Source organism: Shewanella sp. JNE2 (genome assembly GCF_023159115.1).
GTDB classification, from domain to species: Bacteria; Pseudomonadota; Gammaproteobacteria; order Enterobacterales; family Shewanellaceae; genus Shewanella; species Shewanella putrefaciens.
The window spans coordinates 1,871,397-1,892,511 of sequence record NZ_CP096169.1 but is presented as its reverse complement, the minus strand read 5'-3'; the positions used below and the strand labels follow the sequence as shown (position 1 = coordinate 1,892,511).

Here is a 21,115-nt window from a genome sequence, read left to right as displayed (position 1 = left end):
ATACTCTCGATGAATGAAAAGGATCCCATGATAAAACTTAAAAATCTTCTCGAAGCTATAAAAGCCGAGCATCAAATCACCACCCAGAATGAGCTTGTGGCTTTGCTGTCGCAAAATGAATTACTCATTCAGCAAATCCAAACTGCCGATGCGCAGCATTGGGTGCATTTTGCCAAGAATACCTTCGATGGTTGGTATTGCATTCGAACACCTATGCTCAGTACCTTTCATGTTTATTACCAAGAACGTGGACAAAACTGTTGGGGAGAAGATGTTTTTACCGAGCAAAGTGCAGCCATCGCTGCGGTTATTTTTATGTCTGGCATTTGGGATCAAGTCCCCTAGCACTAAGCAAGTAAAAGCCTGCTCACTCATCCTATATCTTCACCTTCACGAATGGCGATATGTAACGAATCATTACGCGACTTTCAATATCGAAATCATCCTGTTAGGGTGAGTGCTTAGATTGACTCATAATAACAGACACATTTTTAGCGCTCTGTTTAACTCTCTCATTGCCCAAAAGGAGCGGTATCTATGGACTGGCTTATGATTGCACTCGCTGGCTTTTTAGGCGGCATGCTCAATGCAGTTGCCGGTGGTGGCAGTTTTATTACCCTTTTAGCGTTAGTGTTTGTCGGGGTTCCACCGATTGCGGCGAATGCCACGGGGACTGCCGCGCTACTGCCCGGTTATATCGCCAGCGCATGGCGTTTTAGAAAGGATATCGAATATCCGGCGAGTCTTAGCCTTAAGGATCTGATCTTAATTGCTTTAATCGGCGGCAGTATTGGCGCAGGTATTTTGCTGACCACCAGCGAGCAAGTCTTCGCAAAACTGATCCCTTGGCTGATTCTACTGGCCACCGCGGCCTTTATTGTTGGCCCTTGGTTGCTCAAACGAAGAATCACTGAGCAAGGCGAAAACACCTCTACGCCAATGTTAAGCCCGATAATGGCACTAATGCTACTAGCGGCTGTGTGTATCTATGGCGGTTATTTTAATGGTGGCTTAGGTATTATTCTGCTGGCGAGTTTTGGTCTAATGGGGCAAACCAATCTACATGGGATGAACGGGCTTAAAAATCTGATTTCTGCCCTGCTTACCACGATTGCAGTGGTGATTTATGCGGCAGGAGATGCTATCGATAGCCAGTATCTGTTGCTGCTTGCTGTTATGGCAATTATCGGTGGTTATGTCGGCGCGGCAATGGCTTATCGTATTTCACAGCCCCTGTTACGCGGTTTTATTGTGATCGTCGGTCTAGCGATGGCGCTCGGCTTTTTTATCCGCTAACGATGCCTCCAGTTTAACCGTTTTCGATTCAACTGTTGGCAGGTTATTTGCCCTTAAATGACTGACTTGTTACTCTGAACCCTCACTGAGGATGAATAATGCTTTTAGGGAGATTTATGAAACTGAGTACCTTGCCGCTAAGTACCTTAATCCTTGCTTTAGGTTTGGTGATAAACTCACCCATGATTTTCGCCCAATCCGTTGATACAAAAACCATTAGCGTCAAAACAGAAACGGGTCATATTCAAATAAAAACCATCGCAGAAGGGTTAGAAAATGTCTGGGGTATGGCATTTTTACCCGATGGCAGTATGCTCGTGACTGAACGTGCCGGAAGGATGCGCATTGTCAGTGCTGAAGGCAAAGTCGGTGAACCCTTAACGGGTTTGCCACCAATAGTTGCCAAAGGTCAAGGCGGTTTGCTCGATGTGGTGCTTGCGCCCGATTTTGCCAGCAGCAAAAAAATCTATTTCAGTTATGCCGAACCCGGTGAAGGCAATTTAGCCTCTCTCAACAGTACCGCAGTCAGTTTTGCCACGCTCAATGGTAATAAACTTGAAAACCTTACCCGCGTTTTTAGTCAGCAGCCCAAAATCAACAGCAACCATCATTTTGGTTCTCGTTTAGTGTGGGCGCCTGACGGCACACTGTTTATCACGCTTGGCGATCGATACAGCGAAAAAGAGCGCGCCCAAACATTGGATAATCACCTTGGCAAAGTCGTGCGTATTCATGCCGATGGTTCTGTGCCTAAGGATAATCCCTTCGTCAATACGGCCGGTGCCTTGCCGGAGATCTGGTCCTATGGCCACCGCAATATGCAAGGTGCGGCAATACATCCCGTTAGCAGCACATTGTGGACGGGCGAGCATGGGCCGCAGGGCGGCGATGAGCTCAATATCGACCAAGCGGCTAAAAACTATGGCTGGCCCGTGATTACCTATGGGGAAAATTATGGCGGCGGCAAAATCGGCGAAGGCACCCACAAGACGGGGATGGAGCAACCCGTCTACAAATGGGTACCCTCAATTGCCACGGCGGGCTTTATGTTTTACACAGGTGATAAATTTCCACAGTGGCAAAATAATATTTTACTCGCCAGCCTAAAGGAAAAAACACTGGTGCGCTTAGTGCTTGATGGAGAAAAAATTATCAAAGAAGAACGGCTGCTGAAAACCGAATTAGGACAAAGATTACGCTCAGTCGTACAGGGGCCCGATGGACTGATTTATCTGGCGACCGACGAAGCTAAATCAACAATCTATCAGTTATCGCCGCAATAATATGAATGAATAGAATCCATGGATGGAATAGTTGCGCGATAAAAATCACTACAGACAAAAATCAGGAACATCTCTTTTTTTCTGGCATAAATGACTAAGGAATGGTGACGAGCTCACTTCAGATTAGACAAGCTGAGAGACAAGATCTTAGGGCAATAGAGAATTTACTACTGCAGCTTGGATATAGTTCGACTCAAGAACAGTTACAAATGTACCTAGAAAAAAGTGAAAGAACGGATGAAATCTATATAGCCGAGGAAGAAGGTAATATTATCGGCCTGATAAGCTTACTCTTTTTTGATTATTTCCCTGCCCAGCAACAGATTTGCCGAATCACCGCACTGATTGTAACACAGGCCTGTAGAGGGTTGGGTGTGGGAACGCAACTGATAAACTTTGCCAAAGCAAGGGCGAATGAACAGGGTTGTCACCAGCTTGAGGTCACAACGTCCATGCGACGGGAAAAGACCCAAGCCTATTATGAGGCCATCGGCTTTGAGAAAACCTCTTTTCGTTATATTCACACTATCGCCCATGCCGATAGCTAGCAACCTTAACGTAGAACAAACAGACCACTCCAAGAGTTAAGATAAAGAGTCATTAAAACAAAATAGGCGCTTAAGTTATCTTAAACGCCTATTTGTTAAGGATTAAACTCTTTAAAAACTTAGGTTATTACAGTTAATCTTCAGCCAGTTCCTTTTCTAACTGCTGGGCAATGGCCTCTGGTGAACCGCTGTTTCGGGCAAAGAAACCATAGGCCGTTGGGATCACAAAGATAGTGAATAAGGTCGCCAACAAAATGCCCGATAGCACAACAACACCAATCACAAAACGAGTTTCAGCACCCGCACCGACGGCCATCACAAGGGGAATCGCTCCCGCGGCAGTGGTAATGCCTGTCATCAAAATTGGCCGTAATCTTTGGCTCGCCGCTTGGATAATGGCGCGGTCAAAGTCGACACCTTTATCCCTTAATTGGTTCGCGAATTCGACAATTAAAATACCATTCTTGGCGGCTAGCCCTACCAGCATAATAATGCCTATCTGGCTGTAAATATTGAGACTTTGCCCCGTAAACCACAAGCCCGCTAGCGCACCAACCGTTGCCAGCGGCACAGTTAACATAATCACTATGGGGTGAATATAGCTTTCAAACTGTGCCGCTAACACTAAGAATACGATGCCTAAAGCGAGCAAAAACACAAAATACATGGAGTTACCCGATTCTTGATAATCGAGGGATTGCCCCTTGTAGCTGATCACCGCTTCCGCCGGCAAGTAAGCACGCGCCATCTGATTAAGATCATCTAATGCAGCACCTAGACTATAACCATCGGCCAAACTGGCCTCGATTGTAATAGCTCGCATACGGTTATAACGATTGAGCGAACTGGCATCGGCAAACTCTTCCACTGTCACTAAGTTGGAGAGTGGAATAAGTTCTTTACTGCGCTCGGAACGCACATAGATATTTTGCAAATCTGCTGCGGTATTTTGGTTATTGCGTTCACCTTCGACAATCACGTCATATTCTTCACCATCACGCATAAAGGTAGTGACTAAGCGTGAGCCTAACATTGACTCTAACGTACGACCAATATTAGCAATCGACACCCCAAGACTGGCGGCTCTATCACGATCAATCACCACTCTAAGCTGTGGCTTAGTCTCTTTATAGTCATGGTCAAGCCCGAGTAACATGGGATTTTCTGCGGCTTTTTCCATCATAATGTCACGCCAGCGAGCGAGTTCCTCGTAGCTTGGTCCACCAATTACAAATTGCACGGGTTTACCCACTCCACGGCCAAAGGCTTGACGCATCACTGGAAATGCCTGCACACCCGCAAGATCGGCAAGACGTTTATTGATATCGACAATCACTTCTTTAATCGGGCGGCGCTGTCCCCAATCTTCCAATACCACAATGGCCATACCGTTAGAAAAATCGGCAGCGCGACCAAATCCGCGGGGAGCTCTAATGAGTAAGCGTTTGATATCACCAGCATCGACCAGTGGCATTAAACGGTTTTCGACTTCGGTCATATAGGATTCGATATACTCGTAACTCGCGCCCTGTGGACCGTTTACCATTAAGAATAATGAACCTCGATCTTCTTGGGGTGCAAACTCCTGTGGCACCTTTTGCACAAGGAAGAAACTGCTCCCCAATGCACATAGGACAAGCACTGACATCAATAACGGCTTTGCCATCGCTTTTTGTAATGAGGTTTGATAACCACGGGCAATACTTGCCATGATGCCATCGACTTTACGTACCAACCATGAGTCTTGCGTGGCAGGTTTAAGCAATTTAGAACACATCATTGGACTTAGCGTTAAGGCAACAATACTGGAGAAAATCACCGCCGCGCTCATCGCCACAGCAAACTCTTTAAAGAGTTTACCTAAGTCCCCTTCAAGGAAAGTGATCGGCATAAATACCGACACCAGCACTAAAGTTGTGGCAATCACCGCGAAGGCGACTTCTCGCGCACCGAGATAAGCGGCTTTAAGGGGGGAATCGCCCTCTTCAATCCGTCGATGGATGTTCTCTAACATCACAATCGCATCGTCCACTACCATACCGATAGCGAGGATCATTGCTAATAATGTTAATAGGTTAATCGTGTAGCCCAGTGCATATAGCACGATAAAAGTACCCAGCAAGGATACAGGTACCGTAATCGCGGGGATCAACATGGCGCGTGCACTACCCAGAAATAAATAAATCACAATAATCACTAAGATCATGGCGATAAACAGGGTTTGGTACACTTCCTTAATCGAGGCTTCAATAAACACTGAACTATCGTAGCTGCGTTTAATAGACATACCCGCGGGGAGTGTTGGGTTAATTTTATCGATCAACGCATTAACGGCGCGGGCAACTTCAAGGGTGTTAGCCGTCGACTGTTTTGAGACACCTAACCCTATCATGGCCTCTTTATTACCGCGGAACATAATACGCTCTTCTTCAGAGCCGATTTCGACCTTAGCGACATCCCCCAGTTTGACGAGATAACCATCATCCCCTTGAGTAAGCACTAAATTGGCAAAGTCTTCAGCGGTGCGATAACTCCGCTCTAAACGTACAGTAAAATGCCGCTCTTTCGATTCAATCGAACCTGCAGGTAACTCGACGTTTTCGGCTCTTAGTGCCGCCTCGACATCCGCCACGGTAAGGCTACGCGAAGCAAGGGCTTGTCTGTCGAGCCAAATGCGCATTGCGTAAACTTTCCCCCCGCCGATACGGATCCTCGCCACGCCATCGACCACGGATAAACGATCAGACAGGTAACGATTGGTGTAATCGGTCAATTCGAGGGTCGTCATATTATCCGAGACTAGATTGAGCCACATGATAACTTCATCACCACCATTGGCTTTTTGCACTTCTGGGGGATCGGCTTCCTCTGGCAAGTTATCGAGTAATCCTGAGATTCTGTCGCGTACATCGTTAGCCGCATCTTCAATATTTCGGCTGATATCAAATTCTAATGTTACCGAAGAGCGACCATCGCTACTCGATGAGCTGACATGACGAATACCTTCTACGCCACTGATCCTGTCTTCAATCAGTTGGGTGATACGGCTCTCAACCACTGCGGCACTGGCGCCACGGTAATTGGTTTCTATGGAAACAATTGGCGGGTCGATATTAGGATATTCCCGCAATGGCAACTTATCGAAAGAGACGAGACCAAAAGCAACCACAAGGAGACTAATGACAGATGCAAAAACCGGTCGTTTAACCGAAAGATCAGTCAGTATCATACGCTTGGCTCCACATCAGCATCTGTGGATAGATAGCTAAACTTTTCAGCTAATTGAGTTGTGACCTTATCGCCTGGGTGCACTTTTAACAGCCCACGTATGACGACTTTCTCACCGGATGTCACACCATCGAGAATTTCAACCCAGCCACGGGTACGAATACCAATAGTCACTTGTTTACGTTCAATCACATTATCGCTATTGACGCTATAAACGAAATGATTACTCTGCAAAGGGATAATGGCAGATTCAGGTAACATCAAGGCATCACGGCTGCGTTTAATTAGTTTGACCTTCATTAACATGCCAGGTAATAAACGCAGATCGGGGTTCGGTATTTCAGCACGAACTATCACAGCCCGTGTCGTTGGATTCACACGGCTATCTATGGAGGTCACAATGCCATTGAAGGTTTCATCAGGAAATGCGATAGCAGTGGCTTCCACCAATTTACCAGGGCGTAACTCTTGAATAAAACGCTCAGGGACAGAAAAATCTAGTTTAATCTTAGAAATATCATCAAGTGTTGTAATTTCAGTTCCGGGTGTCACTAAGCTGCCCACGCTCACTTGACGTAAGCCTAAACGGCCATCAAAAGGAGCCAAAATGCGGCGATCATTAAGTGATACTTGTGCCTGTTCAAGCTCAGCACGGGTAGTATCTATCAGCGTTTGCAGACGATCTCGCTCTAACTCCGCCACAGTACGGCTCGTCACTAGCGAACTAATACGATTTAATTCCCTTTTATTATCAGTCACTTTTACTTGAGCAGCTTTCACTTTGGCAATTTGCTCTGCATTTTGTAGTTGTACGAGCAAATCCCCTCTCTTAACGATATCACCATCATCAAAGTTAAGTGACATCACCATATCGGTCACCTTAGGCGTGATAGTCACAGATTCATATGCTTTGTTAGTGCCAATCGCTTCCACTTCATCGCGTACAGGCGCAATTTCTGCAGTGGCTATCACGACATTTGGCACTAATTTCACCTTAGCTTGTGCTATCTCTTGGGGTTGCATTGCTTGATATCCAAACCATGCTGACGCCAATATGGCGATTATTAGAATAATTTTTTTCATCGGGCTTCCAAATGATGTCTCGCATTAGTGACGGCTAGTTTACCCACTCGTATCATTGCATCAATACGTTTTACTTTTTCTTACAAATTACGCCAACTGCTTAAATAATGTATAAACACCTTATGTTAGTGATAAACATGGCTAACGCATCGGAATGCAGTGCGCTAAATGCACAACAAAGAGATTAACACTGCCATTGAATTACTTTTTGAGATTTTAGACTAAAACCATGCTAAAAATATTGATATTTAGAGGGAACATGCTGAATCGCATTTTAGTAAGTGTCAACGCTATTTAGGACGGGTAAGGCAACAAAAAAGGGCGAATAATCGCCCTTTTTGTTTTTATAGAACATTAGCGTAGCTTACGTTCTTCTCTCATCAAATCTGTCAATGATTGGTTGATATTAGACACAACATCATTCGCTAATGGTTGGTCATCACCATCACGTAGGAATAATTTGGTCTCTTCAGGTGTATCACCATCTTCCAGCAGTAAACGATAACTGCCCTCTTTTAGCGATACCTTGTTACTGCTCCAGAGCGAACTCCAGAAACCCGAATTATCCGTAAACTTGATGAAGTACAATCCTTTCGTACTATCCATATCGGCAATTTCAAACCCCATTTCAGGGAGTACGATACGCAAACGATCCCACACTTGCTTATAAGGTGCTTTAGCTGACCAATAGGCGGCTCCCGCCTCTGGTGTCACTAGATCAACATTGATCCCTAATGTTTGCTTTAAGCGATTGGCTTGGATTGCTTGCTCACGTTTAACGCTCATATAAGCGATAGCGCTGTTAAGCATATCAATGGTGTATCTTTGTTTATCTTCACCACTTAATAACACTTCTTGGGCTTTATCGTCGTAAAACTCTTCATGTTCAACTAAGTGAATAACGATACTTGCCGTACGGCCATGTGGACGGGTTTCCACATCGAAACGATAGCGTTGGCGTAACAGATAGACTTTATCCGCCCCCCACAGGCTCGATTCAATCACTTCACGGCTTTCGATCCAGTCGGTTTCGATATTGCTCTTATCAAAATCACGGCTACGAACAGGGATCGCTTGCTTTGCTAAGAAACCATCTAAGTTAGCAAAGATCTCTTGCTTTAGGTCTGCTGAATTGTCGATAGACTCAACCACGATTTTGATATTATCGCTACCCTCTTCAACATGGGTACCTTCAGCCATTGGCAGTACTTGCAATGGTGGACGAATATCAAGGGTTTTACCAATAAGCGCAGTATTCGCTTTAGCGCCTAACGCTGGCACTTCATATTCTTTATTGTAAGGTGGCGTCTTTAATCCCTCTGGGATTTTAAGCATTGGCGCTTGCTCAGCCTGAACATAGTCATCGCCACCGTTTGCTTGACGACGTTCAAGTGGTGAGGAACAGGCCGCAACGGCAGCGACTAAGATCAGTGGGGTGACTTTCTTTAACATTAATTATTTAACCTCTATCTGGGCACGAGTCATTGCATCTATCAACAGACCATGACATTGCTCAGAAAGTTCAGTCAAAGGTAAACGAATATGGCCACATTTAATCAATCCCATACGATGGGCAGCCCATTTAACAGGGATCGGGTTCGCCTCACAGAAAAGCGTACTATATAAGCCTCGCAGTGGCGTATCTAGGCTCAAGGCCAATTCAGCATTACCTGCAAGAGCTGCGTCGCACATAGCTTTAAAGGCTTTGGGAACTATGTTATTGGCCACAGAAATCACGCCATTACCGCCGAGTAGCAAAAACTCTCTGGCTGTTGCGTCATCACCGCTGTAGAGCTTGAAATCATTACCACATAATTCCCGCAGACGTTTTACCCTAGCGATATCACCTGTGGCTTCTTTTACACCAATAATATTGCTCACACCGACGAGTTCTGCGACCGTTTCTGGCTGCATATCAACTGCAGTGCGTCCTGGTACGTTATACAGAATTTGAGGAATATCAGTGCTCGCAGCTACGGCTTTGTAGTGGGCAATCAAGCCCTTTGGCGTTGGTTTGTTGTAGTAAGGTGTTACACCTAACATACCTGCGACACCCACTTTAGATAAAGATTTAGTGAGTTCGATGGCTTCCGCTGTCGCATTGGCGCCATTACCACCAATAACAGGAATGCGGCCTGCAGCAAATTTAACGGTTTGTGCAACCACGGTAACATGCTCAGACATGGGCAGAGTCGCTGACTCGCCGGTCGTGCCAACGGCCACAATGGCATCTGTGCCTTGGTCTATATGGAATTCGACTAATCTTTCAAGACTTGCAAAATCTATTGAGCCATCACTGTTCATAGGCGTGATTAAGGCTACGATGCTTCCGTTTATCATCTGACTTTCCCCAAGATTTCAGGATTCGCTATGGTACTGATGCCAACCATTAATGACAAGCATTAACGGGGATCTCAAATTGATTTAGTTATGGTAGCATTACATCCCGCACAAAAACTCGGCTTTAACTCTGAGTTTTCGCTCTATGATATCGAAAAAGTGAGGAAAATTCATGACCAACTTCCTGGTCGTAACCGCAATGGGCTTAGACCGCCCTGGACTCGTAAGTAAACTAGCTCGCCTTGCCAGTGACTGTGACTGCGATATCGTCGACAGCCGTATGGCATTATTTGGTAACGAATTTACCTTAATCATGATGTTGTCAGGTTCGTGGGCATCCATAACGAAAATTGAAAGTATGCTCCCGAGTCTCAGTGTTGAGTTGGAACTGATGACAGTAATGAAGCGCACCTCTAAACATACGCCGCAAAATTACCTTTCGCGTCTTGAAGTGCGCTTTACGGGTAAAGATCAACGCGGCACCATGAAATGCATTACTCAGTTTCTTGCCGACCGCTCCCTAGACTTAGCGGCAGTCCGCTCCTTCTCTGAAGAACTCGAAAATGGCGAGCAAACTCAAACCATTTCATTAACCATCAATATTCCTGAAAAAGTTGAACTAGAAAAGCTCGAAAAGAGTATCTATCAACTCTCCGATGAGATGGCACTGGATTGCACCATTAGACGTATGGAAGGCACGACCTCAAGAAACGACAGAGGATAATAGATGAACACCTTAATCGCTGGCGCCAAAGCGCCACTTTTTACCTTACAAGATCAACAAGATAATCCTGTTTCACTGCAGGAATGTTTAAAAAAAGGCCCTGTTTTAGTGTATTTTTACCCTAAGGCTTCAACCCCAGGCTGCACAGTGCAAGCCTGCGGTTTACGTGATAGCAAAGCTGAACTCGACAGTCACAAAGTAACCGTGCTTGGAATCAGCCCAGATCCTGTGGCTAAATTAGCCAAGTTTGCTGAAAAACAATCACTTAACTTTACCTTGCTGAGCGATGAAGACCACAGTGTTGCCGATGCGTTTGGGGTATGGGGCGAGAAGAAATTTATGGGCAAAATCTATGATGGAATCCATAGAATAAGTTTTCTTATCAATCCCGATGGCACTATTGCCCATGTGTTTGATAAGTTTAAAACCAGCGATCACCATGATGTCGTATTAGCGCAAATATCCAACTAAATTTATGGCGCTGATCCAATTTTCAATGTTTCAACGACATTAAAACCTCATCTTGCAGCGCAAATAAACAGCAATTAAGAGAAAAGGTCCTTAAATTAAGGACCTTTTTCATGAAAAATTTTCACCTTATTCAAATACAACCCAAGTCAAAATGGGAAAAACGAAGCCAGTTCGGGCACATACCAGTTCGGGCACATATCCACTTAATGACAACTAAAATATCATGTGTAATGATGAAAAAACGGATAAATAAGGCCAAATAATTGCCGCAGCAATACTCCACATCGTTAACCAAATAAAGCGGTCTAGGTAACGCCATGCTGCGGGACGACTAAAAATAGGTGCAAGTAAACGCGCTCCAAAACTTAAGCTAAAAAACCAAATAAATGAGGCTAATACCGCGCCAGCACCAAACCAAGGCCGAGCAAAATCATCAAACTGTGTGCTAATGCTACCCAGTAAAACAACGGTATCTAAATATAAATGTGGGTTAAGAAAACTGATCCCGAGTGTCGTCAGAATGGCTTTTCTTAGGGTATCGGCATTCTCAGCTTTATCCATTTCCATCCCCTTATCGACAAAAGAGGCCTTTAATGCATTGGTGCCATACCAGAGTAAAAATGCCGCACCACCAAAACTTGCCACATGCTTAATTATCGGAAATGTCTCAATAATATGTCCAAGCCCAGCCACACCTGCGGTGATCATTAATGCATCAATAACAGAACAGAGTAACGCAATGGGTAAAGAATAAGTGCCTTTAATCCCCTGCTTTAGCACAAAAGCATTTTGTGCACCCACGGCAATAATCAAACTCCCACCAATTCCCATACCCTGTATAAATGCCGCTTGCATAACTACCTCTTATGTTTGAAGAAGGCGCAAGCATAGTCAAAACAACAAAATTAATATAACTAATGTTTTTTATGTATCATAAGTAAAATTAATAATGATTAGACTGGAATAATGATGTTGGAATACGCCAATCTTAAAGCACTTGCTGTCGTTGTCTCTGAAGGTGGCTTTGAGCGTGCCGCTAAAGTGCTGCATATCACGCAATCGGCTGTCTCACAACGCGTACGGCAGTTGGAGGAAAGAGTCGGTCAATCCCTACTGATTCGCTCAAATCCTGTCGTGGCAACACCGACAGGCAAACGCCTATTACGCCATTTTTCACAGGTACAACTATTAGAAAGTGAGTTAAGGGCTGAATTAGATGCCGATGATCCTAATCACCCCACAACGGTCCGCATCGCGGTAAATGCAGACAGTTTAGCAACCTGGTTCTTACCCGCGCTTTCAGGCATGTTTAGCCGCCGTGCTTGGCTCTTGGAATTAATTGTCGATGATGAATCTTACACCCACCATTTACTTAAAAACGGTGAAGCTGTGGGCTGCGTAACAACGACAGAGAGCCCTATGGCAGGTTGTAGCAGTGAATTTTTAGGCACGATGGAGTATCTCTGTGTGGCAACGCCCGAATTTGCCGCCCGTTATTTTAGTAAAGGCAATACTGCAAATCTCCCCAATAATCCAATGATGCTCACCCCTGATCAACTCACTAAGGCCCCAGCGGTTGTCTTTTCCACTAAGGATAAACTCCATGAAAAGTACCTTGCTAAGTATTTTCAGATGACACCAGGACAATGGTGGCAGCACACCATTCCTTCATCAGAGAGCTTTTTAGAAGCCATTAACTTGAGTTTAGGCTATGGTCTTGTTGGACATTTACAAGCTAAGCCATTAATAGATAAAGGTGTATTGATTGAACTCACACCTAACTGTCGCATGCCTGTACCCTTGTTTTGGCAACATTGGAATATCAAAGCCAAACAAACGACCTTAGTGTATCGTGCTCTGGCGGCCACGGCGCAGCAACATTTATTGCAAACCTAATATTCGCCATGTAATAACAATAAAAAAACTGAGCACTTAGGCTCAGTTTTTATTGAACAAAGGTAAGTGTATCTGGCATTAATTGCTGGGCGCAGGTACGGGCTCTTGAATTTCCGTTTTAGGCCAAGCATTGATCACCGCTTTAACGAGTGAGGCTAACGGAATCGCAAAAAAGACGCCCCAAACGCCCCATAATCCACCAAAAACTAACACTGCTGCAATAATGATCACTGGGTGTAAATCCACCGCATCCGAGAATAAAATGGGGACAAGCAGATTACCATCAAGGGCTTGGATAATACCGTAACCTAGCATTAAATAACCAAATTCGGAGGTAAATCCCCATTGGAAAAATGCTACTAAGGTAATAGGTAATGTCACCAGCGTTGCACCAACATACGGAATGAGTACAGATAAACCCGTTAATACGCCAAGCAGTGCTGAGTAACGCAACCCCATAAATGCAAAAAATATGTAACTCGCAACACCTACAATCACAATTTCAATCACTTTGCCGCGAATGTAGTTAAAGATCTGTTGATTCATCTCAAACCATACTTGACGCGCTAATTGACGATTTGCAGGGAAAAACCGTTTACTGCCACGAATAAGTTGGTCTTTATCCTTTAAAAAGAAAAACACTAATAAGGGCACTAAAATCGCATACACCATAAGGACCAATAAAGAGGCGGAATAACCAATAATCTGCTTTGCAATATCAAGCACATGCTGGGTATCGAGCATCTTCTTCAACTCGGCAACCATCACATTGAGTTGTTCAGGATTGATAAACTGTGGATATTGGTTTATCAAGGCCTGCAAGGTTTGTAAGCCTTTGTCTATCATGTTTGGCAAATCAGCCATTAAGCTCACACCTTGACGCCAGACACTGGGAATCAGTCCGAAGGTTAAGAGCATAACCACCCCTAAAAAGAGCACCAACACCAGTGACGCGCCCATAGTACGGTTGATGCCTAATTTGAGCATTTGTGCAACAGGCCACTCCAGCAAAAATGCGAGTACCAATGCCACGAGCAAAGGCGCCAGCAATCCCCCTGCAAAGTAAATTAGCAATGCAAGACCGATTAATATCGCCATGAGGGTCACAGCCTGAGGATCACTAAAGCGTTCCTGATACCAGCGGGTGAAAACAGTAAGCATGGATTTATTCCAATAGTCGTGGTGAGATTAAATATTCTGAAAAGTGTTTAGCCTATGCTAAGACTATTTCAAATGCGAACTAAGACTATCTCAAATGCAAAATAGTGTCATGCAATTGAAAATCAAGAACTCCATTAGGCTGTTTTTGGGCCAGATTGAAACATAAATCCACCACCATTATCCCTGAGATAAATCAACTTTCATTATGATTAATGCTAACTGTGCTGCATCATCACGCAGCACTTCGACCCTATGCCCCTGTTTTTTTAAATACACGGGAACATCTCGCCTTGAACCTGAGTCAGAGAGTAAAATATGCAAGGTTTCGCCAGCATCCATAGGCTTCAAGGCAAGTTTGACTTTGACCAAAGGAATTGGGCAGCGAAATGGCGTTAAATCAATAAAAATCATAATGAACTTGCTATGAACGAACTTGGGCTATTATCCTAAGTTGCAATCCAAACTACAAGCTAAGTGCAGTATCTCTGCCTTTAGTTGAGATAATGACAAGAAATAAAGGATCCACTTGCGTAACTTGATGTTTTTAACTCGATGTAAACCCTTTGTCGCTGGTGCACTTTCATTGATGTTGCTAACTAGTGCGGCAAAAAGTTTTGCAAACAATGATTTACCTGACTTGGGTACGGCTGCAGTGAATACCTTCAGCCTCGAAAAAGAAATGATTTACGGTGATGCCTATATGCGTGTCATTCGTTCATCGGCACCAATGCTTAATGATCCTGTATTAAGTCAATATCTTACCGAGCTTGGCAACAAATTAGTGGCCCACGCCACTGGGGTAAAAACCCCCTTTTACTTCTTCCTGTTGCAAAATGATGAAATTAACGCTTTTGCTTTCTTTGGTGGACACGTTGCAGTCCATACAGGGCTTTTCCTTAATGCCGATAACGAAAGTGAACTGGCATCCGTATTAGGCCATGAAATTACCCATGTCACTCAACGCCACCTTGCTCGTTCACTCGAAGCACAGCAAAAAAGTGGCCCAGCCACAGTTGCGGGATTACTGGGTGCCATTCTCCTAACTATCGCCGTTCCACAGGCGGGTATGGCCGCCCTTGCAACCACCCAGGCAATGGCAACACAATCCAAAATTAACTACACCCGATTGCATGAAAAAGAAGCGGACCGTATTGGTATGCAAATTTTGGTGGATGCAGGCTTTGACCCTAATGCCTCTGCGGATTTTTTTGGTAAATTAGCAAGCCGTTATCGCTTTACCACAAAGCCACCACAAATGTTATTGACTCACCCCTTACCTGAATCAAGGATCACTGAAGCCCGTAACCGTGCTGAGCAATATCCCAAACGCTATGTGCCCGATAATCTTAACTTTCAACTTGCCAAAGCGCGTATTCAGGTACGATTTTCAAGTTACAGTGACGATGCAGTGCTAAGCCTGTTTGAAACTCAATTGAATAAACAAACTTATCGTTTTAAAGAAGCGGCTCTCTATGGCAAAGCCTTAGCACTTTTTAGGCTTAAGAAGTTTGATGAAGCGGAAAAGATCATCGATGACTTATTAAAAATTGATGATAACAATTTGTTTTATATCGACACTAAGTCCGACTTATTCACAGAGAAGAAAGATTACGATAAGGCCATAGCAATGCTTGAAGCTCAGCGAAAAATGAAACCGACTTCTCAGGTAATTAATATTAACCTTGCCCATATTTATATCGAAGCTGATCAAGCAGCAAAAGCTGTACCCATATTAGAAGATATTATTTTCCTTGATAAACAAAACCAATTACCTTACCAGTTGCTGAATATGGCCTATAAAAAGATTGGCAATCAGGCACTGGAATATGTTTCCAATGCCGAGTTAATGGCCTTAGGTGCAAATTACAAAGGGGCAATCGATCAACTGAACTTTGCCTATCGCGCATCGGAAGGTAATCAACTGCAACTCGCACGGATTGAAGCACGTATTCGCCAATTTAAACAAGCAGATAAAGAACTGGATTCACTAAAATAGTGGAAAAACATCCCCTTTAACCTTGCCAAAAGTGCCCCGAACAACCTGACGGGGCACCTATTTCTCTGTTATTATCCGCGCCATGATTATTTCAGCCTTTATAGAGCCTCTAATACGATGACCCAAGCGACGATTTACCATAATCCCCGTTGTTCTAAAAGCCGTGAGACCCTCGCACTACTTGAGCAACAAGGCTGTGATATTCATGTGATTGAATATTTAAAAAATATGCCAACAGCGGCAGAAATAAGCCAAATTTTAGCCAAACTCGGGATCAATGCCCGTGAGTTAATGCGCACCAAAGAAAATGAATACCAAACATTAGGGCTTAGTGATCCATCGCTTAGCGAAGCACAGTTAATTGAAGCTATGGTCAACAACCCTAAACTCCTTGAGCGCCCAATAGTGCTTGCAAATGGCTACGCGGTAATAGGTCGTCCACCAGAAAATGTGCTTACTATTCTGTAATAGATGCCCCTGATCCGATCGCGATTTTCAATCTTAGGTAATGCCATGACATCAAATACCCTTCTTATTCTTAGCCGCTTTGGCTATCTTGCACTGGTGCTGCTCCTTGGCGGTTGGTTTATCGGTCAAAGCGTTAATGGCGAATATACTTTATTATTCAGCTTATTATGGCTAATACCTTTGTTATTACCTATCAGAGGTGTCATAAAAGGCAATCCCTATACCTATGCTTGGGCAAGTTTTATTTTATGCCTATATATGCTGCATGGACTGACCCTACTGTATGTCACCACTGATGCCTTCGCATTTGCATTAATTGAAGTCTTGTTAATTGGTGTATTACTGATCACCTTTCCTTTCTATGCACGGCTTCGTGGCCGAGAATTGGGTTTAGGTTTGAAGAAAAAATCTGCTAAAAACCAATAGCTCCAGCCCACGTGACCTAATTCAACTTACAATGTTAATCATTAAGGCGCGGCATAATCTGGGTCGCGCCCTTATCCCCAACCTCACCTTTTTAACATCGACTATACTTTTCATCGCTTTTTGCAACTTAATAGCCGTGCTATAGTCTTTGAGCCTAGAATGTACAATCTACAAATAAGCGAAAAATCTAATCGTTAAAGTGAGTTAGCATTGGAGCATAGGATTATGGGGATATCAGATTCGATTCGTTTGTATGGAATAATCGCCTGTATTATTGCACTCAGTGCATGTGGCGGTGGTGATGGTGACAGCAGTAGTGGTGATATTACGCCACCCACGACGAATCTACCACGCTGTACGACCTTATCAGCCCCTTTAATCACAACCACCTCATCCTCTATTCGTTTTCAAACAGAAGCGCAATATATTGTGGGCCAATCGAGTGTCATTATCGCCAATATTGAAAACCGTGATAGCCAAAATCTTCAGTTTCGCTGGCAACAAATAGAGGGGCCAAGTATTCCATTAGTCAGTCAAAATAGTCCCGTATTAGCCTTTGATATTCCCTTAGCGGGTAGCTACCGCTTCAGCCTGAATGTCACTGGCAATAATGTAGATGTGACAGGAGAGATAGGGATTAATGCTGAAACAGCCTCCCAAGCATTACTCAATGTTAGGCAAGATCATCAAGTGGTTAAAGGCAATAATGTGAGTTTAAGACTTGAACAACAAGGGGGATTAACTGCAGCAAATATTTCTTGGTGTATTGGGTCAGGGCCAGATTTAGCCGTCGATCTATCCAATCCCTTTAGGCCACTCTTTACTGCACCGAATGTGACTCAGGATACATTAATTAAGCTCGTCGCTAATGCAAATATCAATGGCATTCAACTGAGTGACGATGCCTTTATTTTGACAACCGCCGCGCCAAACATCAGTTCTTCTTATTTTAAAACCCCGATTGCCCGAACCCATGCCTATAATCCAACCTCACCCTATGCAAAGGTGCTCACACAATGCGTTTACTCAAATCAACTCAATCCACCCTGTACCATTAACCAACTTCCTCTGATAGGCCAAATCTCAGAGGAAGTGAATATTGATAGGATCCTTGATCGGGTCTTAGTGTCACACGATTGGATGGGTGATAACTTTGCGCGCTTCTTACGAGAAATGGATCCAACTAACGACTTTGCACGGCTATTGCAATCGGTCACGGCGATAGTGATAAGTTACGACATTCGCCCCTCTTTCTACTGGGTAGCAACAGGCGCAATTTATCTTGATCCTGATGCTCTGTGGCTAACACCAGGCCAGCGAGATACCATTAATGAAGTGCCTGATTACCGCAGTAATTATGGTAATGATTTGAATTTTATCATGCCATGGCGTTATGTTAAAAATAACCAATATGCTTCTATTGGTATCCCTATTACCACCCGAGCCAATCGAACTCTTGCACAAATCAATGCTGATCTTGCTTCCTTACTTTACCATGAGCTTGCCCACGCAAATGATTTCTTCCCACGCAGCGTTCACGCCTCACTGACAGGCCCAAGATTATTGGACGACTATTACCGTCGAGATGCAAATAAGAGCTTAATATCAGATCAAGTTAGTCGACTTTATCCATTAAATAGTCTCGAAATGGTTGGCCTTGCTAAGGTGAGTTTTGCAGGAGAAAGAGCCAATCCAACGCAAAAAGCCTACCAAGCTTCTGATGTTAGCGATTTCTTCTCAAATGATACTGCTAGTGATTTTTACGCTTATTCCAGTACGAGAGAAGATACAGCAATGCTGTTTGAAGAGGCGATGATGAGCTATCGCTATCAAATATTGCGAGATGTTGCCGTCGCCAATAAACCCGCAGAATTAACGGCAGATACGCTTATTGTGGATTGGGGGCAAAGGGGGAGAATTGGTGAAAGCAGCCTAGACGATCGAGCGGCATTAGTCATAAATGAGATATTACCCGAGCTTGATGGAAGAAACTTAATAGCTAGCCTGCCCGAACCTATTGCAATGCCACAAGGCCAGAGTTGGCGCCAAACCTTAGCAATATCGCCAACGAACATCTTGTTAAAAGGTCAAAATAATGCCCCAAGTAACAATCCCCCGCTCGATGAACCTGAGATCCGCTTAAGTGGCGACAGACATCGTCATCCATTGCATTAGTATACTGAAATGCTGATAACAAAAAGCCCGTATGTACCTGCTACGGGCTTTTATATTTTTAAAAATAAATACTTAAATGTATTTAAAGATGCAGCATCTCTTTGGCAAAAGGGATCGTTAGCTTACGTTGATGTACCAACGAGGCTTTATCTAGCTTATCTAAAACATCAAATAAGGTACGTAAGTCCCGTGCCATTCTGTTCAATAGAAAGCGTCCAACGTCCTCTGGTAATTGTAACCCTCGCATAGCAGCTCGGCGCTGTAATGCCGCCAGCTTCTCATCATCAGCCATGGGTTGTAACTGGTAATTTAAGCCCCACTGCATACGAGAGACCAGATCTGGTAATAAAAAACCTGCCTCCGCGGGAGATGAGCTACCACTGACCACTAAAGCACAATTTTTATGCTCTGCAACACGGTTATAGAGGTCAAAAATCGCCTCTTCCCATAAGGGGTGTCCGGCAATGGCATCAACATCATCGATACAAACTAAATCTAGCTGTTCTAATCCTTCGAGTAGCGCAGTTGAAATACTGGCATGAATGCCCAGTGGAATATAAAAACTACGACGGTCAAGTTCATTAGCATGGGCACAGGCAGCATGCATTAAATGGGTTCGACCAGATTTAACTGGCCCCCATAAATAAATTGCGGCTTCACCATTACCCTCGGCATTGGCTCTGAGCTTTTGAATAAGTTCATCATTACCCGCTGCAGGGTAATAACTATTAAAGGTTTCATCATCTGGTAAATACACAGGTAATGAGAGTTGCAGAGGTGAGTTCAAGGGCACTCGGACGTCTCAATATCAATACAAATTAGCTAAATACAATATAAAACGGGCATCATATGATCACAATTCCCGTTTTACCGACTAATGGCTTAAGGTAGTCGCCATTGGTAAACAGGTTTGCTCGACTCATGTTGCATAGGGCTAAATTCACCTGACATTGCTGGCGTAACCACCGAAATACGAGGCTCAAGGCTCAATAGACGCTCAAGATCGGTTTCTGAGCCAAACAAATCTAATGAAAATGTGGCTTTATTGCCTTGAATTCGAGTCAATGTGGCATTTTTAATCGCACTAAGTTGCTTTAAATATTTTTCAATTTCAACCAACTGTGCCATTTTCTCTATATTAACAAAAGTTACGCTTGCGCCAACTCGCGTTCCCGTATCAGCAATCGCATACTTAGAAAAATAATAATCTCCCAGTGCAGCCATCATTGCTGTTATCGCCTGCGATGTATTTTCCGCTGTACCATTAAAGCTAAAAAGCGGTGGTGTTAAAGAATCAATTGTCGCTTTAGTGTAGAGATTTAAACGGTAACGAGCTTGATTACCTACAGCATCAATTGCCACTAAAGCTAAAAAGTCCGCTTGATAACGACCTGAAACGGTCGCCACTATATCGGCAAACATCCCTTTAACATCGTTAGGGTTAATCCCCATAAGCTCATCTAAATCTAGGATAGGCAATAATACGGGAATACCGCGCGCATCAGAGAAAGTAGTAAAGACTTGGCGTTCTGGTAATGGCGAAGAATCGCTTAATAAAATCGTATCGCCTTCTGCTGGCATCGCAACCCAAAATAATGTTAAAGGTCGCTGCGTGCCCCATACAGGTAACTGTGCTTGGCGCAGCAATGCCACCACTCGCCGATGCTCAAAGTTAGCTCTTAACAGCAATTGGCCATTCTGTTCAAGATAACCATATTGACTCAGCAGCCCATCGGGATTGGCAAGTTGTGATTGGATAACACTATTCTCAAGTGAACGTGCGGTTCCTGTATTTTTCAGTATCACTTGCTCCAATGCCGTGCGTAATGCTTTATTTCGTTCAGGCACGGCACGAGAGGATACAGGCACATCGGCCTCATCTAATTTACTCACTTCAACAGCATAAAGGCCATTAACCGTGAATAAGCAGTATAAAAACGCAATTAAGCTCGGCTTCAATAGAAATTTCAGCATCTTTGAGTAGTTAAGGTAACGTCAGATAGGGCAAATTGTACCATAG

General features: G+C 44.0%; 20 protein-coding genes. 11 read left to right on the top strand and 9 right to left on the bottom strand.

What is annotated here, in order from left to right:
* Positions 1-27 precede the first annotated feature (27 nt).
* The 4 genes from MZ182_RS08500 (at position 28) to MZ182_RS08485 (ending at position 3,127) form a co-directional block, all read left to right on the top strand.
* Entirely contained in the window at positions 28-345 is a 318-nt protein-coding gene (locus MZ182_RS08500) for a hypothetical protein (RefSeq protein ID WP_011789605.1), read from the top strand.
* 192 nt (positions 346-537) lie between these two features.
* Complete coding sequence (locus tag MZ182_RS08495) at positions 538-1,296, top strand: sulfite exporter TauE/SafE family protein (RefSeq protein WP_248065951.1); 759 nt, start codon at positions 538-540, stop codon at positions 1,294-1,296.
* 98 nt (positions 1,297-1,394) lie between these two features.
* A complete protein-coding gene (locus MZ182_RS08490) occupies positions 1,395-2,579 on the top strand; it encodes a PQQ-dependent sugar dehydrogenase (RefSeq protein ID WP_061782894.1) in 1,185 nt (394 codons plus the stop codon).
* A gap of 101 nt (positions 2,580-2,680) precedes the next feature.
* Entirely contained in the window at positions 2,681-3,127 is a 447-nt protein-coding gene (locus tag MZ182_RS08485) for a GNAT family N-acetyltransferase (RefSeq protein WP_248065952.1), read from the top strand.
* Between the two features lie 133 nt (positions 3,128-3,260).
* On the opposite strand, the gene MZ182_RS08480 is transcribed toward MZ182_RS08485, so the two are convergent.
* From MZ182_RS08480 to dapA, 4 genes are all read right to left on the bottom strand, one after another.
* A complete protein-coding gene (locus tag MZ182_RS08480; protein WP_014610400.1) occupies positions 3,261-6,356 on the bottom strand; it encodes an efflux RND transporter permease subunit in 3,096 nt (1,031 codons plus the stop codon).
* Positions 6,353-7,438 carry an efflux RND transporter periplasmic adaptor subunit gene (locus MZ182_RS08475; protein WP_011919165.1) on the bottom strand — a complete coding sequence of 362 codons (1,086 nt, stop codon included), beginning with the start codon at positions 7,436-7,438 and terminating at the stop codon, positions 6,353-6,355. The genes MZ182_RS08480 and MZ182_RS08475 overlap by 4 nt, the downstream gene beginning before the upstream one ends.
* 354 nt (positions 7,439-7,792) lie before the next feature.
* Positions 7,793-8,890 (bottom strand): outer membrane protein assembly factor BamC, encoded by a 1,098-nt coding sequence (gene bamC / locus MZ182_RS08470; protein ID WP_011789611.1) that lies wholly within the window; start codon positions 8,888-8,890, stop codon positions 7,793-7,795.
* A gap of 3 nt (positions 8,891-8,893) precedes the next feature.
* Positions 8,894-9,778, bottom strand: a complete 885-nt coding sequence (gene dapA, locus MZ182_RS08465; RefSeq protein WP_011789612.1) for a 4-hydroxy-tetrahydrodipicolinate synthase — start codon at positions 9,776-9,778, stop codon at positions 8,894-8,896.
* Between the two features lie 172 nt (positions 9,779-9,950).
* Between dapA and MZ182_RS08460 the strand changes: the two genes are divergently transcribed.
* Together MZ182_RS08460 and bcp are read left to right on the top strand one after the other, a co-directional pair.
* Positions 9,951-10,502, top strand: coding sequence for a glycine cleavage system protein R (locus tag MZ182_RS08460; RefSeq protein ID WP_011789613.1), 552 nt, complete (start codon positions 9,951-9,953; stop codon positions 10,500-10,502).
* 3 nt (positions 10,503-10,505) lie between these two features.
* Positions 10,506-10,973, top strand: coding sequence for a thioredoxin-dependent thiol peroxidase (gene bcp, locus MZ182_RS08455; protein WP_248065954.1), 468 nt, complete (start codon positions 10,506-10,508; stop codon positions 10,971-10,973).
* A 213-nt stretch (positions 10,974-11,186) separates the two neighbouring features.
* Here bcp and MZ182_RS08450 read toward each other — a convergent pair whose 3' ends face one another.
* The gene (locus MZ182_RS08450; RefSeq protein ID WP_011789615.1) at positions 11,187-11,828 is read right to left on the bottom strand and encodes a LysE/ArgO family amino acid transporter; all 642 of its coding nucleotides are present in this window, start codon (positions 11,826-11,828) and stop codon (positions 11,187-11,189) included.
* Positions 11,829-11,942: 114 nt separating this feature from the next.
* On the opposite strand from MZ182_RS08450, the gene MZ182_RS08445 reads away from it, so the two are divergent.
* Positions 11,943-12,869 carry a LysR family transcriptional regulator ArgP gene (locus MZ182_RS08445; RefSeq protein WP_014610396.1) on the top strand — a complete coding sequence of 309 codons (927 nt, stop codon included), beginning with the start codon at positions 11,943-11,945 and terminating at the stop codon, positions 12,867-12,869.
* 78 nt (positions 12,870-12,947) lie between these two features.
* On the opposite strand, the gene MZ182_RS08440 is transcribed toward MZ182_RS08445, so the two are convergent.
* Positions 12,948-14,030, bottom strand: a complete 1,083-nt coding sequence (locus MZ182_RS08440; RefSeq protein WP_011919163.1) for an AI-2E family transporter — start codon at positions 14,028-14,030, stop codon at positions 12,948-12,950.
* A gap of 177 nt (positions 14,031-14,207) precedes the next feature.
* Entirely contained in the window at positions 14,208-14,441 is a 234-nt protein-coding gene (locus tag MZ182_RS08435; RefSeq protein ID WP_248065956.1) for a sulfurtransferase TusA family protein, read from the bottom strand.
* Positions 14,442-14,556: 115 nt separating this feature from the next.
* On the opposite strand from MZ182_RS08435, the gene MZ182_RS08430 reads away from it, so the two are divergent.
* From MZ182_RS08430 to MZ182_RS08415, 4 genes are all read left to right on the top strand, one after another.
* Complete coding sequence (locus MZ182_RS08430) at positions 14,557-16,026, top strand: M48 family metalloprotease (RefSeq protein WP_041420542.1); 1,470 nt, start codon at positions 14,557-14,559, stop codon at positions 16,024-16,026.
* Between the two features lie 117 nt (positions 16,027-16,143).
* Positions 16,144-16,494, top strand: a complete 351-nt coding sequence (gene arsC / locus MZ182_RS08425) for an arsenate reductase (glutaredoxin) (protein WP_248065957.1) — start codon at positions 16,144-16,146, stop codon at positions 16,492-16,494.
* Positions 16,495-16,539: 45 nt separating this feature from the next.
* Positions 16,540-16,920 (top strand): DUF2069 domain-containing protein, encoded by a 381-nt coding sequence (locus MZ182_RS08420; RefSeq protein ID WP_014610394.1) that lies wholly within the window; start codon positions 16,540-16,542, stop codon positions 16,918-16,920.
* A 225-nt stretch (positions 16,921-17,145) separates the two neighbouring features.
* The gene (locus MZ182_RS08415; protein ID WP_248065959.1) at positions 17,146-19,095 is read left to right on the top strand and encodes a hypothetical protein; all 1,950 of its coding nucleotides are present in this window, start codon (positions 17,146-17,148) and stop codon (positions 19,093-19,095) included.
* 82 nt (positions 19,096-19,177) lie between these two features.
* Here MZ182_RS08415 and hda read toward each other — a convergent pair whose 3' ends face one another.
* The gene (hda, locus tag MZ182_RS08410; protein WP_011919157.1) at positions 19,178-19,888 is read right to left on the bottom strand and encodes a DnaA inactivator Hda; all 711 of its coding nucleotides are present in this window, start codon (positions 19,886-19,888) and stop codon (positions 19,178-19,180) included.
* Positions 19,889-19,977: 89 nt separating this feature from the next.
* A complete protein-coding gene (locus MZ182_RS08405; RefSeq protein ID WP_248065960.1) occupies positions 19,978-21,069 on the bottom strand; it encodes a DUF2066 domain-containing protein in 1,092 nt (363 codons plus the stop codon).
* Between the last annotated feature and the right edge of the window lie 46 nt (positions 21,070-21,115).

Bases quoted from the DNA above. Each gene is read 5' to 3' on its own strand.
- MZ182_RS08500 (WP_011789605.1), top strand. From the start codon at position 28: ATGATAAAACTTAAAAATCTTCTCGAAGCTATAAAAGCCGAGCATCAA.
- MZ182_RS08495 (WP_248065951.1), top strand. From the start codon at position 538: ATGGACTGGCTTATGATTGCACTCGCTGGCTTTTTAGGCGGCATGCTC.
- MZ182_RS08490 (WP_061782894.1), top strand. From the start codon at position 1,395: ATGCTTTTAGGGAGATTTATGAAACTGAGTACCTTGCCGCTAAGTACC.
- MZ182_RS08485 (WP_248065952.1), top strand. From the start codon at position 2,681: ATGGTGACGAGCTCACTTCAGATTAGACAAGCTGAGAGACAAGATCTT.
- MZ182_RS08480 (WP_014610400.1), bottom strand. From the start codon at position 6,356: ATGATACTGACTGATCTTTCGGTTAAACGACCGGTTTTTGCATCTGTC.
- MZ182_RS08475 (WP_011919165.1), bottom strand. From the start codon at position 7,438: ATGAAAAAAATTATTCTAATAATCGCCATATTGGCGTCAGCATGGTTT.
- bamC (WP_011789611.1), bottom strand. From the start codon at position 8,890: ATGTTAAAGAAAGTCACCCCACTGATCTTAGTCGCTGCCGTTGCGGCC.
- dapA (WP_011789612.1), bottom strand. From the start codon at position 9,778: ATGATAAACGGAAGCATCGTAGCCTTAATCACGCCTATGAACAGTGAT.
- MZ182_RS08460 (WP_011789613.1), top strand. From the start codon at position 9,951: ATGACCAACTTCCTGGTCGTAACCGCAATGGGCTTAGACCGCCCTGGA.
- bcp (WP_248065954.1), top strand. From the start codon at position 10,506: ATGAACACCTTAATCGCTGGCGCCAAAGCGCCACTTTTTACCTTACAA.
- MZ182_RS08450 (WP_011789615.1), bottom strand. From the start codon at position 11,828: ATGCAAGCGGCATTTATACAGGGTATGGGAATTGGTGGGAGTTTGATT.
- MZ182_RS08445 (WP_014610396.1), top strand. From the start codon at position 11,943: ATGTTGGAATACGCCAATCTTAAAGCACTTGCTGTCGTTGTCTCTGAA.
- MZ182_RS08440 (WP_011919163.1), bottom strand. From the start codon at position 14,030: ATGCTTACTGTTTTCACCCGCTGGTATCAGGAACGCTTTAGTGATCCT.
- MZ182_RS08435 (WP_248065956.1), bottom strand. From the start codon at position 14,441: ATGATTTTTATTGATTTAACGCCATTTCGCTGCCCAATTCCTTTGGTC.
- arsC (WP_248065957.1), top strand. From the start codon at position 16,144: ATGACCCAAGCGACGATTTACCATAATCCCCGTTGTTCTAAAAGCCGT.
- MZ182_RS08420 (WP_014610394.1), top strand. From the start codon at position 16,540: ATGACATCAAATACCCTTCTTATTCTTAGCCGCTTTGGCTATCTTGCA.
- MZ182_RS08415 (WP_248065959.1), top strand. From the start codon at position 17,146: ATGGGGATATCAGATTCGATTCGTTTGTATGGAATAATCGCCTGTATT.
- MZ182_RS08405 (WP_248065960.1), bottom strand. From the start codon at position 21,069: ATGCTGAAATTTCTATTGAAGCCGAGCTTAATTGCGTTTTTATACTGC.